Genomic DNA, 14,590 nt, shown 5'->3' with positions numbered 1-14,590 from the left:
GGGTCAGGCTATCGGGTCAGCAAGGGGGTTTCATCCAGTTGTGTTCGTGGCGATTCGGATCTGGCAGATATCCGAATTGCGTGGAACATCAGTGAGATAAGCAAGGGGAGGGGCTGGCTATGATGGCGCCATCATTCACCTGATGGAGGCGCCGTGGCGTATCCCGAAGAGATCCGCAATGCCGCGCGGGGACTCTACCTTAAACGATGGACACCCCAGGAGATCAAGGACGAACTGGGGCTCAACTCCTGCCGTGTGGTCTACTTTTGGGCCGAGAAGTACGGTTGGCGCGATCTGCTGACCGAAGAGGCGGTGGAGGATGCCATTGCCCGCCGGGTGCAGTCGCTGCTCGGGCGGGAGAAGAAAACCAGCGCTGAGCTGGACGAACTGGACCGACTTATCGGCCACCATGTCAGCCTCAAAGAGAAGGCCATCAAGTGGGCCGAGCGCCAGCAGGCCATCAAGGCCCAACGTGAAGTAGGAGAGGAACCCGCCCCGCAGCGAACCCCACGGGGGCGGGGTGGCCAGGATGGTGGCCGCAAGGGCGGCAAGAAGTGCAAGAACGAGGTCAGCCACCTGACGGCCGATGACTTTGCCGAGTGGCTGGGTACCCTATTTGGCTATCAGTTGCGCTGCCGGGAGGCGAAGAACGACCCGACGCTACCGCGTACCCGCAACATCCTCAAATCCCGCCAGATCGGCATGACCTACTACTTCGCCGGCGAGGCGCTGGAAGATGCGGTGCTGACCGGCGGCAACCAGATATTCCTGTCCGCCACCCGCGCCCAGGCCGAGGTGTTTCGCTCCTACATCTGCAAGATTGCCCAGACCTTCCTCGGCGTCACCCTGACTGGTAACCCCATCGTCCTGTCGAACGGGGCCGAACTGCACTTTTGCTCGACCAACTCCAACAGCGCCCAGTCCCGCTCCGGCAACGTCTATATCGACGAGTATTTCTGGATCCCCAATTTCGAGAAGCTCTCCGACGTCGCCAGCGCCATGGCGACTCAATCCCGCTGGCGCAAGACCTACTTCTCGACGCCATCGAGCAAGGTGCATGAGGCCTATCGGTTCTGGACCGGGGAGCGCTGGAAGGGGCAACGCCCGAGCCGGGTGGCTATCGACTTCCCGGGCGAACATGACCTGCGCGATGGTGGCCGCGTCTGCCCGGATCGGCAGTGGCGATACGTTATCACCATCGAGGATGCCATTCGCCTTGGCTGTAACCTCATCGACATCGAGGAGCTGAAAGACGAGTACCCGGAGGAGGTGTTCGACAGGCTCTACATGTGCCGGTTTATCGATGATGCGCTGTCGGTGTTCAAGTTCCAGGATATGGAGCGGGCCGGGGTAGACCCCAGCCGGTGGGAGGATTACAAGCCCGGGCGGCCTGAGCCGTTTGGCCGGCGCGAGGTGTGGCTGGGCTACGACCCGAGCCGTACTCGCGACAACGCCACTCTGGTGGTGGTCGCACCGCCGATGGTCGCCGGTGAGCGCTTTCGAGTGCTGGAGAAGCACTACTGGCGCGGGCTCAACTTCCAGTACCAGGCGCAGGAGATCGAGCGCATCGCCAAGAAATTCCGGATCACCTATCTCGGGGTCGATGTTTCCGGCATTGGCGCCGGGGTCTATGACCTCTTGAAGCCCACCTTCAAAGGCATATGCCACCCCATCAACTACAGCATCGAGAGCAAATCGCGGCTGGTGCTCAAGATGATCGACGTGGTGGAGGCAAACCGCATCGAGTGGAACAGCGCAGATCGGGATATTCCGCTCGCGTTCCTCGCCATCAAGCGCAGCACCACCGGCGGCGGTCAGATGACGTTCCGGGCAGCTCGGGACAATGTGACCGGACACGCAGACGTGTTTTTTGCCATCGCTCACGCCGTGGCCAACGAGCCGCTCGATACCACTCGCAAACGTAAATCCACCTGGGCAACCAGCCAGGAGAGAAAGGCAGCATGACCAAGCGACACAAACCCCAACCGGCCCGGGTGGCCACTCCAGCAAAGAGCGCGGTGGCGTTCAGCATGCCGGAGGCCATCGACCCCACGGCCTGGATGACTGATTACACCGGGGTGTTTTACAACCCCTATGGCGAGTACTACCAGCCCCCCATCGAGCGCAAGGGGCTGGCCAAGGTGGCCAGGGCCAACGCTCACCACGGTGCCATCCTGATGGCGCGCCGCAATATGGTGGCGGGGCGCTTTACCAATCAGCGCGCCACCATCACCGCGTTCGTGCACAACTACCTGCAGTTCGGGGACGCGGGGCTGCTCAAGCTGCGCAATGGCTTTGGCCAAGTTGTGGGGCTACATCCGCTTTCCAGCGTCTACCTGCGCCGGCGTGAGGATGGCTGCTTTGTCTACCTGCAGCAGGGCAAGCCGAGTCTGATATATCGGACTGAGGATGTCATCTGGCTGGCCCAGTACGATCCTGAGCAGCAGGTCTATGGCATGCCAGATTACCTGGGTGGCCTGCAGTCGGCCTTGCTCAACCAGGACGCCACCCTGTTTCGGCGCAAATACTTCCTCAACGGCGCCCACATGGGCTTCATCTTCTACGCCACCGACCCGAACATGGACGACGATACCGAGGAAGAGATGAAGGAGATGATCGCCAGCAGCAAGGGGGTGGGGAATTTCCGCTCCATGTTCGTCAACATCCCGGACGGCAAGCCCGATGGCATCAAGCTGATCCCTGTGGGGGATATTGCCACCAAGGACGAGTTCGCGGCCATCAAGGGGATCACCGCTCAGGATGTATTGACCAGTCACCGCTTTCCGGCAGCGCTGGCCGGTATCATTCCGACCAATGGCGGGGGAGGGCTAGGGGATCCCGAGAAGTACGATGCGACCTATGCCCGTAACGAGGTGCTGCCGCTGTGTGAGCTAATCCAGGATGCCATCAACAGCGCGGGACTCCCTCGCTCCCTCTGGGTCGATTTTCGGGAGAATATCGGTTCAACTGTATAAACAAACAGTGTTCGCTATGGCAAGATAGGCTGTTGATTTGGATAGAAAAGGGGGCGTAATGCGGGTTTATTGCAAAGTGTGTGGCCAGCGGGGCCGCATTACCAAGACCAACCGACTGAGCGATGATGTCTCGGATCTCTACTGCCAGTGCACTGATGCCGAGTGTGGCCACAGCTGGGTGGCCACACTGTCGTTCGCCCATACCCTAAGCCCCTCGGCCAAGACCACCAATCAGCTGGTACTGAGCCTGATGGGGTCACTGACGCCAGAGGGAAGGCAGTTGGTACTGAAAGGACTGGGGGCGCGTTAGTACCCACCTAACTATTTCCATTTGGATGGTTCTGCTATCCGCGCCAGCACTGGCCTTGCGTGGGATAGCAGATTCCTTTTTTCTATTGTTCACCTTCTGTCAGCATTAACCACTTTTTGTTGGCTCAGATATCTACTCTATTGACCCTAGGTCCGATTTTCCGCCCAACAAAACAACCGAGAAACACATTGATATCATTTTTTTAACAAAAAGGGTTGATCTTGGTTGGGGTCATTTGGTAACTTCAAATTGTTGCAATTCAGCAACATTTAATTTTAATAAGGATATCAAAATGCTTAAGAAATTCGATGCTACAAAAATCATCACTCTGAAGAACAAATCAACCTGCCTTAATATCATGACGATCGGCACAAAGTAGTAAAAGTACAAGTAGATAAGCAACAACAAGTTGCTTATCTACTTAAAATAAAAGGTGAGTATAATGCAACTATCACATACACCAGACCATGTACAATCTAAGCGGCTAAAAGAATTAACACGAGATAATCTGATATCATCTTTAAAGTATGTATTATATGTTTGTGATGATGTTCTTGATAAGAACACATATTTTAAAGTTGAAGAATTCATTTCACTGGCTGAGTCAAAAAAATATTCGAGCGGTTTTTTATTTTACGCAGTTAAAGAAATCTGCAAAGGGATTGAGAGACAGGAATTAGACAGGATTAAGAACTGTTTTAGTTTAATCGCAAAACTTGAGCTAGATAAAAATGAGAAGGTGATAATAGGTAGAAAGGATAACCTTCCAGAAGGAGTTTTTGATTTTTTTTCAAAAACAAATGATGATGTGTATAGTTTTCAATATATTGACGTCATGTCTGAATATGATGATTTAATTAAGGTTGGCTTAGATGAGGCTTTTAGTTTAATTCTTGATGTAGATCCTGAGTTGTATCTTGAAATACAAGAGATTGTAGATGAATTTTTTGTTTTTAGTGCCAATGAAAACAATGGTCACATCGTATATTCTGGTAGTGACTTTAATAAGTTGGGGACTGTTTTTATAAATAAGGAAACCTGTGTTAAGGACTTGTATTTTCTTGTGGATAAGATAATTCACGAGTCTGCCCATCAGGTTTTGCTTTCAATCATGACTGTCGATGAAATTGTTTTAAATAAAGATACTGAACGCTTTCCATCTCCGCTTAGGACTGGTTTAAGAACTATGAATGGAATTTATCATGCTGCCTTTGTTTTATATAGAATAGCTTGCTTCTTTAGTAGGGTCTTAAAGTTAAATCCGAGCGATGCTAAAGCGCTTTATCATTTCAACATAAGTGTTGAACAATTCAAAGGTTGTTATGATGTTATAACTAGTCATGGTCACCTCACACCTCTAGGAATTACTTTCATTAAAAATTGCAATGCGGAAATAGAGGCGGTATTAGATGAAGTTCATTGACTCTCTTGACCAAAAAACGATTGATTTAATGACAGAGTTTAATGGAGATTCTGTTAGACGCTTACAAGAAGATCTGTACCCGATTGCACCTGAACTGGTTGAGCGGTTGATCAAAAGTATTTATCAAGATGCCTATCAGAGAGGAGTTTTAACCACTAGAGAACGGCACATAGCAACAATATCAGCTTTGATTGCTGTTGGAGGTGCAGAAAGGCAACTGTCATTCCAAGGTTATGCTGCTTATAGGCTTGGGTTTTCTAGAGAAGACATGCAGGAAATTCTTATTCAAAATGCTGTTTTTTCTGGTTTTACTAGGGCTATGAATGCTGCAGTCATCTTTGATGAGACCTGGAAAAAATTTCAGAGTGGGAAGGACAATGAAGCATAAAAATTTTTACTTATATCAGTTCGCTGATGTTATTTTTACATCTTCATGTCGTGCTTTCGGAATATTGCTTGCGTGGGTTATGATTCAGCATTATCAACTGAAGGTTGAGCTTGGTTGGTTTATATCAATTTCTTGGCTGTTACAAGTGTCCACCCTCATACTGATGAGTTTTTTTGCCAGTAAAATTACAAAAATTAAAATACCAGTATTTTGTTCTCTCGCAAGTTTATTATGCTTGCTTACACTTGAGTTTTCTGGTGATAAAGAACCTTTACAACTTGGTCTTATATATATAGCTACATCTTTATTTAGTATTGCAATTCAACCAATAGGGTCTAGCATTGTTCCAGATATATACGCTGGAAATAATATTGAGCGAGCGTTCAGAATTAGAGGTTTTGTAAATTCAATTAATACCATCTTGGGTGCGGCTATATCTGGATTTGTAATTAGTGCGTTTTCTCTTGAGCAAACAACTAGAATATTGATGATATCTACAGCCATTTCATTATTGGTTTTTATTATTGTAAAGACAAACAAAAAAATATCATTTGTTAGTAAGGCCAATAATGCGACGGCAATAAGTGCCCTAATTGGAAATAAAGTGGAAAGAATTCTGGTGATAGTCTCGGCTGTGTCGAATTTTGTTCTTACACCAACCTTGATGTATATAACACCAATATTAATTGTAGATACGTATGGCTATACCGCCTTAGAAATAGGGATATCTGAAGCCATGTTTGGTATCGGTATGCTTTGGGGTAGTGTCGTACTATGTAAAAAGTTGAATGACTGGCTTGGCGTTAGAGTTACGACGGTTGCGAGCGTCAGCATTGTCGGGTTTAGCTTGTTGTTGATTTTGTATTCTGGCAGCATATTTTCTTTATTTATTGGGCTTTTGTTATCTGGTTCAGGGGTTGTTATATATAACATCAACACTACTAAGATTCGTTGTTCAGCAACACCCTCAGAACTGAGAGGGGCATTTGAATCAATATTTCTTGCCGTATGTATACTACCTATTCCAGCAGGTATGACTATGTCTACATTGCTAGTTAATTCTGGTAGTCTATATGTTGCTCTAGCACTTTTTGCTGTATTGATTTTTATTTCCGCTATTGCCATTTGGTTTTCTAAAGATTTTAAATTGGTGGCGCAGTTGGATAATGATAACTTGAATGAGCATTATGTTAAGCTTTATCCAAAAGCATACATGGCATAGTTTATTAAGGTTGCAGGAGGATGTTATTTATGAATTCCTCCTGCCTTTAGTTGTTTTCAATAAAATGCATAATGACTTTATAGCGACAATGTGTAATTTAGACCACGTTGTCTATCGAAAAACCGTTAACAACAAAATGGAGTGTTATTAGTATTTTAATCATGAATAGATGTGTGCAAATTACTAATAATGAAACTTTCTCTGTGAATCACATATCTCGTCCCTGCATCCACTCCGGTACATCCAGGCCCTCTAATACCCGCCACATCTCTGACTGATAGGGCTCCGGTAGCATATCGATCCAGCGGTGTGCACTGCCATGGCCTTGCGCCTGGTAGACTTGACCGCACAGCTCAACCAACATCGGCCAGTCTGGATCGCCTTCCGGTACCGCGTACTCATCCGGCTGGTCCAGTTCGGTTGGCGGTCGGCCATCTGGTATCCAATCCGGCTCGCTTGGGATCGCTCGGCTTGACTGCAACTGGCCGTTTTCCAGCCAGAGGGTGAAACCGTCCACCGTGATGCTGGCGCCAGCCCGTAAACGGTCGATGGAGAAGGGCGATAACCCCCATTGTTCCCTCATGATCTGGTCTGCGAAGGCATCAGGATCCGGTAGCGTACAGTTATTGTCAGAGCTCCAAGGTGCCGGGCTGTCGCCCGTCTTAACCCCAACCCCCCTCGCTGCAGCCTCGGCGGCTTTCCTGGCTTCATGGGTACCGGCAGGCACAATTTCCCACCCTTGCAGGCGGGTCTTGATGCCAAGGCGAGCGGAGGTAATGCCCATCAGGCGTTTGATGTCTTCGCCATAGCTGTTGGCCTGCTCCTCAATGAGGTGGGCCAGCTTGATGGGGTGTTCGGCACGGGTGGCCAGTGCACCGCCCATGGCGTGCAGGTAGCAGCGAAAGATGCCGTTATCAGCGGCAAAGCGAGCAGCCTCAAAGCGCGGGTCTTGCAGCACGGGCTTGGGTGGGCCAACCAGATCGGCATGCTTCTTGGCGTTGCTGATGCGGCGCAGTTCGCGCCATACCCCGACCGGGGCACCGCCAATCTGCTGGAAGGTGCGAATGCCCCACCAACTGGCCCAGGCCACGGCATGCAGCGCGCCCTCATCGGCGGCGGTGCCGGCCTCTTCGTCATCGTCCAGGTAGGCGCCGTCGATGTTCTTGGCAATGTATTTGGCGATATAGCCCGCGGCATCACCCTTGGCTGGGTCTATCTCTTTCCAGTCGAAGCGGGGAGTAAAGTCGGTAAAGGGTGGGGCGCCCTTGATATCCCGTACCAGCTCTTCGTGGTCATCGGTCAGGGCATAGCGTTGCAGGATACCGATCACCCGGTTGCGATCTTCCGGGCGCATAAATAGCAGCAGGTGCCAGTGCGGGGTGCCGTCGTGGTGAGCCTCGCACACGCGAAATCCATAAACGGGCGCGTTCCACCGTTTGAGGGCGGCTCTGGCGCGGCTCCAGAGTTTAGCCAGATAGGCGCAGGTTTCCCGCGGCGTGGCCCCTTGATAGCGTTTGTTCTCTACCGCTTTGCCGTTGTGCTTTTGTGTCCAGGCATGAAAGCGGCTCGGGGCGGTCCAGGTGAAGAAGACCCCCACATGCCCCTGCTCCTCGGCATAGTCATTGAACCCCCGAGCACGCACCATCATTTCGTTGCGGCGGTTCACCGGGTTGGCGTTGCTGGCCTCCCAGCAATCCTTCATGGACACGACCAGGTCATACTGCTCGTTGACCACTTCCGACTCGGCCAGCCAGCGCATCATGGCCCGCTTGCGTTCGCGCACCACCTTCATGGTGGCGTTCGATACATAAGCCGACACGCCTTTGCGTACCTTGCCGAGCAGAATGTTGATCTGCTCCTGCAGCCGATCCCAGCAGCGGTTGACGCGTTTCTCCCACCACTTGGCGGAGAGCAGGCGCACCAGCACGCTCAGGATCCAGTTATCCCGTACCTCATCGGATTTGAATTTGGGCATCTTGCCGATAAAGCCCCACTGGTCGGCTGGTTGGCGCATCAGCTTCCAGGTCTGCAGCAAATCCGGTTCGGCGCCTTCTTTAATGCCCTGTTCGATGTTCTTATAAATGGCTGCGGTCTGGTTGGCGAACTGGTGGGCCACCTTCTTGCGGCCATCTTCATCGCGCATCTCCCTCGGGTTGACCGGAATGGAGTGGAGCAGCTGGCGCACCCAGCGGGTTCGCTCACGCAGCCAGATATTGGCCGCCCGGCAATGGGTGAAGCTGCAATCCTTGCGGCGTCGTGCGTACTGCTTGAACAGGTCGCGGGTTAACTCGGGGGAGAGGCCATCGAGCAGCTGGATAGCCCACAGCAGATCGTATTGGCCGCGTGGTCCGCCGAAAACGGCGTCAAAGTTGACGCCGGGCAGAGAGTTGCAAAGGGTGTTGATGCGCTGCAGCTGTGTTTTTCTCGACAGCGGCAGCCGGGTGGTGAGCTTGGTCATGCGTTAAGCGGATAACGTCTTGATGCGAAACAGGCATCCACTGATGCGCTGCTGGGCATGGGTTTTCATTCGACGGGCGGCCGCACACTGGCGCAGCAACAGCTTGATGCTGACGTGGGGGCGGGCAGGTAGCCGGCGCGCATGGGCCAGCTCCCGTTGATAAAGACGCAGCCGCGCTGCGTCTTCCCGATAGGTCTCTTGCCAGCGATACATCTGGCTGGTCAGTTCCTGCTGCAGGTGATGAGTCACTTGATCACCTCACCTTGCCCATGCAGTGGCGCGCACTCCTGCCACCACTCGCCGATCTCTTTGGCTAGCGCAGTTGCCCCTTGGCCCAGAGCCAGCCAATAGACAGAGCGCACTGCACCGAGCGCCAGCAGCTCCCGGGGGATATCCCGATCGCCTCTGGCCTCACCGCCGTCGGCGATAAACTCGGCGCGGGCTGCCAGCCAGTGGGTGGTCAACTGGTTGTGAGCGGGGAGTGGTGCGGATTCTTCATCGTCCTCATCGCCGTCATCATCGAGCAGATCAGCAGGGTTGCTGGTCGCAACCAGCTGCAGCTGGATGTACTGCTGGCCGGAGTAAACCCCGCCCAGGGCGATGCGGTTATCTTCGGCATTGGCGGCGAACATATCGGCCAGCAGCCCCTCGACCACCTTGGGCGCCTGGCGGGCAATCTTGATGATGTCACTCATTGGCAGGCCCTCCGGTTGATGCTGAGAAACAGTTGGTGCCAGCGCAGGGCACGCTTTGCCTGGGCTAACAAGGTTTTACCCTCCGTTCCTCTGAGGCATGAGGAGTGACGTGCTTTGGCTGTGAGCCGCTGGCGCAGGCGCGGCAACTCGGCCAGCGCCTCCTGCTCGGATACGGGATGGAAGATTTTGCTCATGCCTGCACCTCCGGCGTGGCGATGCCGGTCAGCAGCCAAGCGACGTGGTGCTTCAGCTCCGGGTGGTTGGCGATCAGCAAGAACAGGCCGCCCCCGATCTCGCGGTATCCCAGCTCGTAGTTCTTGAGCGTGGTGGGTGGAATGCCGAGCTGGTCGGCAAACTTGGGGCGGCTCAGCTTCAACTGCTCCCGCAACTGGCGCAGGCGCTTGGCGGCATGGTGGTTGAGCAGGTTGATTTGGGTTGGTTGTGCGTTCATGGTCAGGCTCCTTGTTGAGTGGTGCAGGGGTTGATGCGGCTGAACAGAGAAGCCCAAGCCAGTGCGGTTGACCGCTCGATAAGCGCAACCCCGTCCGGGTGTTGGCTAAGACGGGCGCCATAACGGCCCGTCAGCTTGCGTTGTTGGATGCGAAGGTTGCGCAGGGCGCAGGGGATCGCTAAAGTTGCCATGTCGACTTCCTCATACGTTGTTGATAGAGGCCCGCTTGGAGTTGCCGCTCCGTAATGCGGGCTTTTTATTGCCCAATTGGTCGTGGGCCTTGCCCGGTCATCTGGCTTGCTGCCAGCACCGCGCGTTTCATACGCAGCTTTGCTGCTCTCTCTTTCTTCTCCCTCTCGATATCCCGGATAGATCTGGTGACCGGTGCCGGGTGCCACACCTTGGTGTCACAGCCGCCGCGAAATTCGCTTTGGTACTCCAGTGCAATGACGGCAAGGCGGATCGCCTCGCGCTGCGCATGCGGCAGTGCCGACAGCGTGGCGCTCATCAGTTCGCCCCGAGGCTGGCGGGCGATGGCACAGATGGCCGCTTTCTTGGCCTGGCCCAGTGCCAGCCAGTCGGTGTCGAGGCTCGAGCGCTTCTTGCCGAACATCTCGCGCAGCAACATGCAGCCGGCGGTGTTCATGGCCACCTGTTCCTCTGGCGTCAGGCCAGCCAAATTGCGTTGTTGATGGTCAATGTGTTGGGTTTGCATGGGTTCCCCCTTACATGGTCATGGTTTGCATCAGGATGTCTGACGCACAAGCCAGGGTCGGCACCGCCTGAAAGCGGGCCTCAATGTCGTGGATCAGGATGGCGAGTGACCCCATGGCCGAGGTGGCCACGCTCACCAAGGTGTTGCGCTCCGAGCGGGTGATCCGGCCGCGGTCGGTCAGCTCCAGCGCTCGCTGGCCAATGCTGGCGATCTTGGCGTTCAGGTCGATGGCCTGGTGGGGCAGGGAAGGAGCTCGATCAGCCTTGGGAATAGCCACTGCAGTGAGGCCGCACTCCAACAACAGGCCGTCGAACAGGGTTTCATCCCCCTCGGTGGCGTGATAAATGGCCACCAGTTCCCGAGCGGTGAGTTGGTGCGGTTGTGCCGGGTTCAGCTTGTTGCGCAGTACCTGCTCACCAATCCCTGCAGCACGGGCAACCTCGGCCAATGAATGGCTGGCGGCAAAGCGCGAACAGGCGGACTCGAAGTGCGGGTGTTTGGTTGAACTCAGGTCAAACATAGTGAACTCATCCTTGGCCGGTTATGGTTAACTCGCGAGCTTGAAGTTGGGCGCTAACATCGAGCCGGCCATCTGCTTAGCGATGAATACATGCACCTTGACCATCACCAGCTCGTTGCCTCTGGTTTTTTCCATGACATCGAGGCGGCCGGTTCTGACCCAGTGGCGAGCAGTGTCAACAGAGACACCGATCCACTCTGCGAACTTGGCGATGGGCATCAGCGGTGGAATGTCAGGGGAGATCACAAGATTGATCGCACTGACGGCTGCCGGCGGAGCATGCGAAACGGCAGGGTTGATATGACGTGGTGGCATAGGGGTAACCCTTACTGCGCAGGGCGAGATTGAGTGGGGTTAGCTTTCAGCTGACCACCAGTAAGTAATTCAAGCTGGTAAGCGCGGCCTTTAGGGATCGTGTCTCTCCATTGGGAAACGGCTTGTGACGAACAGCCCAGTACGTTCGCAAGCTGAGTGACTCCGCCAAAGTGGTCTATCGCATCCTGTTTCTTCATCTCCAAAAATCCTCGCTATAGGATGTAAACTTTGCTTTCGACAGGTAATGTAAGTTCTGTTTATGTAAAATGCAATGAATGCTTTCCAAAAAAGAAAAGAACGCTTACGAAAGTGGGTGGTAAGATTGCTTACATGACTAATGTAAGCGAACGTATAAAGCAGACGAGAAAGAGACTCGGCTATAGCCAAGATGTCCTCGGGGCAAAAGTGGGAGTCTCACGTGTTGCTGTCAGCCAATGGGAGAGGGGGGAAAGTACCCCCAGCGGCCGCTATCTCAATGACTTGGGGGCGGCCTTAGGCGTTTCTGTTGAATGGTTGCTAACCGGGAAGGGTAATCCGGGTGAAGCATCAAAGGCATTTGTATCTAATGTAGAGCCTGCAGTGATACCTCAGGGGAGCCGAGTGCCGATTCTTAGTTATGTTCAGGCTGGCCACTGGCGTGGAATGTGTGAACAGGCAACTGGCTTTGATGGCAATGTGGAGTATGTGTCTGCCAGCGTCGATATCGGCCCTTGTGGGTTTGGCCTCTGGTTACGTGGCAACTCCATGACCCCGTTCTTCAACGAAGGGGATCTGGTGATCATTGACCCTGACGAGCAGCCGCGCCCTGGTGACTATGTGGTTGCCAAAAATGGTGGTGAAGAGGCTACCTTTAAAAAATATCGACCCCGTGGTATCGATGAAAGTGGGCAAGAGGTGTTTGAACTGGTCCCGCTCAACGACGATTACCCCACCATGCATTCCGACCGACAGCACATCGAAATCATCGGCGTAATGGTAGAACACCGATCATTTAGAAAACGCTCCTTTATTTAAGTGGCTTTCTTATGCGAGACATTATTTATGACAACGAATAAACAAAAGGATGTAGAGCTCATAGATTTATCTGAGCTACATTTTGACCCTGAGAACCCAAGATTCTCACGGCTTTATGGTACTCAGCATCAACCAGAGGCTGAAGTTGTTGAACGAATGGTTAGTAACGAAAACGTTCAAGAACTGATGGGTTCAATAGGTGAACAAAATTACTTCAATGGCGAGCCACTACTAGTTGCTGTGAGACCTGAGGGGGGATATACAGTAGTTGAGGGGAATCGTCGTCTTGCTGCACTAAAACTCCTTTCGGGAGCTTTTGGAAGGGACCCATTGCCATCCATTACAGCATTACGTGAAACTGCAAAGCATACTCCGACAAAAATCCCATGTATTGCCTTTCCTCAAAGAAGAGACATTTTGAGGTATCTTGGTTATAGACATATAACTGGTGCTAAGAAATGGGACTCTCTATCTAAAGCTAGATACATATCTCAGTTGAGAGATGAGTTTTTCAACAATATAGATAATGAAGAAATGCTCAAGGCTATAGCTAAAGAAATCGGTAGTAAGAAGGGCTATGTCGCACAAATGCTTACAGGTCTTGCTGTTTATGACGATGCAAAAAGTCATGGTTTTTATGGTTTGCAGCATGTTAAGGATGAGGATGTTGATTTTAGTTTGTTGACGACTGCTCTGTCATATACAGACATATCAGAATATGTCGGCTTGGAAAGCCGAACTGATATTGAGATAAAAGGATTAAATAGAGAAAAAGCTAAGGACTTGTTTAGTTGGATTTATGCCCAAGACCAACAAGGGAACACTATATTAGGTGAATCTAGACAACTTAAAAAGTTAGCAGCAATAGTTAAAAATGAAGACTCAGTCACAGCTCTTAAACAAGATGGAAATTTAGAACTCGCATATATATATAGTGAGGGGCCTACAGTTGCGTTTTCAAAAGCGCTCAATGAAGTAGAGATGAAGGTCAAAGCTGCCTATAGCATGTTCCCTAATGTTAGGGTTTTTGATGAGGCTCATATTGATCAAGTAGGTAGAATATATGCAATGGCTGAAGATCTAGATTTAGCCATGAGAAGAGCTATTCGTCGCAAAAAAAGCGAGGAATGATATGGTTGATGACTTCCTGATCAAACTAGGGGATCCCCCACGAGTATCATACGTTCATGTATGGGCTGATTATGTTGAGCTTTTAACTATTACAAGTGCGGATGGTCTATTCTCATGTGGTGGGCTGGAGGATGCATTAGGTGAAGTAGAGGATTTGGCCATCGACCAAGAAGGGTTAGATGATGATGGCGAATTTGGGTTGGATAATGTAGTTCAAAGAAAATGGGCTGACATCAGAAATTGCTTTAGGTCAAGGCAGGTAAGGTTCGGTGATAATTGGCCATTCGCTATAAATGATACTGTTCTTACCAGCCGCATTGATGCAGGCAATCCAACACCAAGGCAAAAACTATATATAGCACTACTAATCGCGTCTTGCCTCAGATATGTAAACCGAGAGATGTACGCACCAATCACTGCTAACCTTGAACTAATAGGTTATCATATTTTTAAAAAAATGATGCCTGAGCCATGGATAGTTAGGCCTTTCGGTGCTCATCAACAAATTGCCGATGGTTACACTGGTACATTGTTTAATAAATTCAGGCAACTTGCTATAGACTTGAATGCAGACTTAATTCTCAAAGAAGAAGAGTTAAGACCTGGTGATACTGGTGATGGTGGGATCGACTTGATAGCTTGGCATCCAATGGGAGACGCCCTAGGTAATATTCCTGTTGCTTTTGCTCAATGTGGGGCGTCTTTAAAAGATTTAGAGCATAAACAATTTGAATCTAGCCCTGTCAACCTAAATAGCAAAATATTACCTCAACACCCAGGAATGAATTATTATTTCGCACCTCACGATTTGAGACGAAACACAGGCATTTGGGATAAAAAACCAGGATCTGTTGTAATGATTGATAGGAATAGGATTATGAAACTAGCTGAAACCTATGACCTAAATGAGGAGCAAATAATAAATACGCCGCATATCAACAAGTTGATAAATATGCAGCGTATTGATGTCTAA

The 14,590-nt window shown here is 51.2% G+C and carries 19 protein-coding genes; 9 read left to right on the top strand and 10 right to left on the bottom strand.

Annotated features, from left to right (window positions below; translation table 11 throughout):
• The first annotated feature begins 153 nt into the window (after window positions 1-153).
• The 6 genes from G5168_RS05555 (at window position 154) to G5168_RS05530 (ending at window position 6,318) form a co-directional block, all read left to right on the top strand.
• The gene (locus G5168_RS05555) at window positions 154-1,965 is read left to right on the top strand and encodes a terminase large subunit domain-containing protein (protein ID WP_421251940.1); all 1,812 of its coding nucleotides are present in this window, start codon (window positions 154-156) and stop codon (window positions 1,963-1,965) included.
• Window positions 1,962-2,975, top strand: a complete 1,014-nt coding sequence (locus G5168_RS05550) for a phage portal protein (RefSeq protein ID WP_421251939.1) — start codon at window positions 1,962-1,964, stop codon at window positions 2,973-2,975. Before G5168_RS05555 ends, G5168_RS05550 begins: the two co-directional genes overlap by 4 nt.
• A 58-nt stretch (window positions 2,976-3,033) precedes the next feature.
• Window positions 3,034-3,285: an ogr/Delta-like zinc finger family protein gene (locus G5168_RS05545; protein ID WP_181497356.1), complete on the top strand. Its 252-nt coding sequence runs from the start codon at window positions 3,034-3,036 to the stop codon at window positions 3,283-3,285.
• A 442-nt stretch (window positions 3,286-3,727) separates the two neighbouring features.
• Entirely contained in the window at window positions 3,728-4,708 is a 981-nt protein-coding gene (locus G5168_RS05540; RefSeq protein WP_421251938.1) for an aKG-HExxH-type peptide beta-hydroxylase, read from the top strand.
• Window positions 4,695-5,096, top strand: coding sequence for a carboxymuconolactone decarboxylase family protein (locus G5168_RS05535; RefSeq protein ID WP_258721758.1), 402 nt, complete (start codon window positions 4,695-4,697; stop codon window positions 5,094-5,096). The genes G5168_RS05540 and G5168_RS05535 overlap by 14 nt, the downstream gene beginning before the upstream one ends.
• Window positions 5,086-6,318, top strand: coding sequence for an MFS transporter (locus tag G5168_RS05530; RefSeq protein WP_421251937.1), 1,233 nt, complete (start codon window positions 5,086-5,088; stop codon window positions 6,316-6,318). The genes G5168_RS05535 and G5168_RS05530 overlap by 11 nt, the downstream gene beginning before the upstream one ends.
• A 208-nt stretch (window positions 6,319-6,526) precedes the next feature.
• Here the strand turns inward: G5168_RS05530 and G5168_RS05525 are convergent, their stop codons facing one another.
• From G5168_RS05525 to G5168_RS05480, 10 genes are all read right to left on the bottom strand, one after another.
• Window positions 6,527-8,776, bottom strand: coding sequence for a replication endonuclease (locus G5168_RS05525; protein WP_421251936.1), 2,250 nt, complete (start codon window positions 8,774-8,776; stop codon window positions 6,527-6,529).
• A gap of 3 nt (window positions 8,777-8,779) precedes the next feature.
• Window positions 8,780-9,025, bottom strand: a complete 246-nt coding sequence (locus G5168_RS05520) for a hypothetical protein (protein ID WP_108612204.1) — start codon at window positions 9,023-9,025, stop codon at window positions 8,780-8,782.
• Entirely contained in the window at window positions 9,022-9,471 is a 450-nt protein-coding gene (locus G5168_RS05515) for a hypothetical protein (RefSeq protein WP_421251935.1), read from the bottom strand. The genes G5168_RS05520 and G5168_RS05515 overlap by 4 nt, the downstream gene beginning before the upstream one ends.
• The gene (locus G5168_RS05510) at window positions 9,468-9,665 is read right to left on the bottom strand and encodes a hypothetical protein (protein ID WP_075115567.1); all 198 of its coding nucleotides are present in this window, start codon (window positions 9,663-9,665) and stop codon (window positions 9,468-9,470) included. The genes G5168_RS05515 and G5168_RS05510 overlap by 4 nt, the downstream gene beginning before the upstream one ends.
• A complete protein-coding gene (locus tag G5168_RS05505; protein ID WP_421251934.1) occupies window positions 9,662-9,922 on the bottom strand; it encodes a helix-turn-helix domain-containing protein in 261 nt (86 codons plus the stop codon). The genes G5168_RS05510 and G5168_RS05505 overlap by 4 nt, the downstream gene beginning before the upstream one ends.
• 2 nt (window positions 9,923-9,924) lie before the next feature.
• A complete protein-coding gene (locus tag G5168_RS05500) occupies window positions 9,925-10,113 on the bottom strand; it encodes a hypothetical protein (protein ID WP_041213699.1) in 189 nt (62 codons plus the stop codon).
• 65 nt (window positions 10,114-10,178) lie between these two features.
• Window positions 10,179-10,637 (bottom strand): hypothetical protein, encoded by a 459-nt coding sequence (locus G5168_RS05495; protein ID WP_139460778.1) that lies wholly within the window; start codon window positions 10,635-10,637, stop codon window positions 10,179-10,181.
• 10 nt (window positions 10,638-10,647) lie between these two features.
• Window positions 10,648-11,157, bottom strand: a complete 510-nt coding sequence (locus G5168_RS05490) for a phage regulatory CII family protein (protein WP_421251933.1) — start codon at window positions 11,155-11,157, stop codon at window positions 10,648-10,650.
• Between the two features lie 27 nt (window positions 11,158-11,184).
• Window positions 11,185-11,472, bottom strand: coding sequence for a hypothetical protein (locus G5168_RS05485; RefSeq protein WP_421251932.1), 288 nt, complete (start codon window positions 11,470-11,472; stop codon window positions 11,185-11,187).
• An 11-nt stretch (window positions 11,473-11,483) separates the two neighbouring features.
• On the bottom strand, window positions 11,484-11,669 hold the full coding sequence (locus tag G5168_RS05480; protein WP_024943319.1) for a Cro/CI family transcriptional regulator: 186 nt from the start codon (window positions 11,667-11,669) through the stop codon (window positions 11,484-11,486).
• Window positions 11,670-11,802: 133 nt separating this feature from the next.
• Here G5168_RS05480 and G5168_RS05475 point away from each other — a divergent pair, with 133 nt between their 5' ends.
• The 3 genes from G5168_RS05475 to G5168_RS05465 are packed head-to-tail and all read left to right on the top strand — an operon-like array spanning window position 11,803 to window position 14,590.
• A complete protein-coding gene (locus G5168_RS05475; protein ID WP_411652007.1) occupies window positions 11,803-12,486 on the top strand; it encodes a LexA family protein in 684 nt (227 codons plus the stop codon).
• 27 nt (window positions 12,487-12,513) lie between these two features.
• Window positions 12,514-13,617, top strand: a complete 1,104-nt coding sequence (locus G5168_RS05470) for a ParB N-terminal domain-containing protein (protein WP_421251931.1) — start codon at window positions 12,514-12,516, stop codon at window positions 13,615-13,617.
• Between the two features lies 1 nt (window position 13,618).
• A complete protein-coding gene (locus tag G5168_RS05465) occupies window positions 13,619-14,590 on the top strand; it encodes a hypothetical protein (protein ID WP_421251930.1) in 972 nt (323 codons plus the stop codon).

Source organism: Aeromonas sp. 600724 (assembly GCF_049175135.1).
Classification (GTDB): Bacteria; Pseudomonadota; Gammaproteobacteria; order Enterobacterales; family Aeromonadaceae; genus Aeromonas; species Aeromonas veronii_A.
Note: the sequence above shows the minus strand (reverse complement) of the source record. Positions and strands in the feature narration are given on the sequence as shown.

Bases quoted from the DNA above. Each gene is read 5' to 3' on its own strand.
- G5168_RS05485 (WP_421251932.1), bottom strand. From the start codon at position 11,472: ATGCCACCACGTCATATCAACCCTGCCGTTTCGCATGCTCCGCCGGCA.
- G5168_RS05465 (WP_421251930.1), top strand. From the start codon at position 13,619: ATGGTTGATGACTTCCTGATCAAACTAGGGGATCCCCCACGAGTATCA.
- G5168_RS05480 (WP_024943319.1), bottom strand. From the start codon at position 11,669: ATGAAGAAACAGGATGCGATAGACCACTTTGGCGGAGTCACTCAGCTT.
- G5168_RS05490 (WP_421251933.1), bottom strand. From the start codon at position 11,157: ATGTTTGACCTGAGTTCAACCAAACACCCGCACTTCGAGTCCGCCTGT.
- G5168_RS05525 (WP_421251936.1), bottom strand. From the start codon at position 8,776: ATGACCAAGCTCACCACCCGGCTGCCGCTGTCGAGAAAAACACAGCTG.
- G5168_RS05540 (WP_421251938.1), top strand. From the start codon at position 3,728: ATGCAACTATCACATACACCAGACCATGTACAATCTAAGCGGCTAAAA.
- G5168_RS05505 (WP_421251934.1), bottom strand. From the start codon at position 9,922: ATGAACGCACAACCAACCCAAATCAACCTGCTCAACCACCATGCCGCC.
- G5168_RS05500 (WP_041213699.1), bottom strand. From the start codon at position 10,113: ATGGCAACTTTAGCGATCCCCTGCGCCCTGCGCAACCTTCGCATCCAA.
- G5168_RS05530 (WP_421251937.1), top strand. From the start codon at position 5,086: ATGAAGCATAAAAATTTTTACTTATATCAGTTCGCTGATGTTATTTTT.
- G5168_RS05475 (WP_411652007.1), top strand. From the start codon at position 11,803: ATGACTAATGTAAGCGAACGTATAAAGCAGACGAGAAAGAGACTCGGC.
- G5168_RS05515 (WP_421251935.1), bottom strand. From the start codon at position 9,471: ATGAGTGACATCATCAAGATTGCCCGCCAGGCGCCCAAGGTGGTCGAG.
- G5168_RS05470 (WP_421251931.1), top strand. From the start codon at position 12,514: ATGACAACGAATAAACAAAAGGATGTAGAGCTCATAGATTTATCTGAG.
- G5168_RS05550 (WP_421251939.1), top strand. From the start codon at position 1,962: ATGACCAAGCGACACAAACCCCAACCGGCCCGGGTGGCCACTCCAGCA.
- G5168_RS05545 (WP_181497356.1), top strand. From the start codon at position 3,034: ATGCGGGTTTATTGCAAAGTGTGTGGCCAGCGGGGCCGCATTACCAAG.
- G5168_RS05535 (WP_258721758.1), top strand. From the start codon at position 4,695: ATGAAGTTCATTGACTCTCTTGACCAAAAAACGATTGATTTAATGACA.
- G5168_RS05495 (WP_139460778.1), bottom strand. From the start codon at position 10,637: ATGCAAACCCAACACATTGACCATCAACAACGCAATTTGGCTGGCCTG.
- G5168_RS05510 (WP_075115567.1), bottom strand. From the start codon at position 9,665: ATGAGCAAAATCTTCCATCCCGTATCCGAGCAGGAGGCGCTGGCCGAG.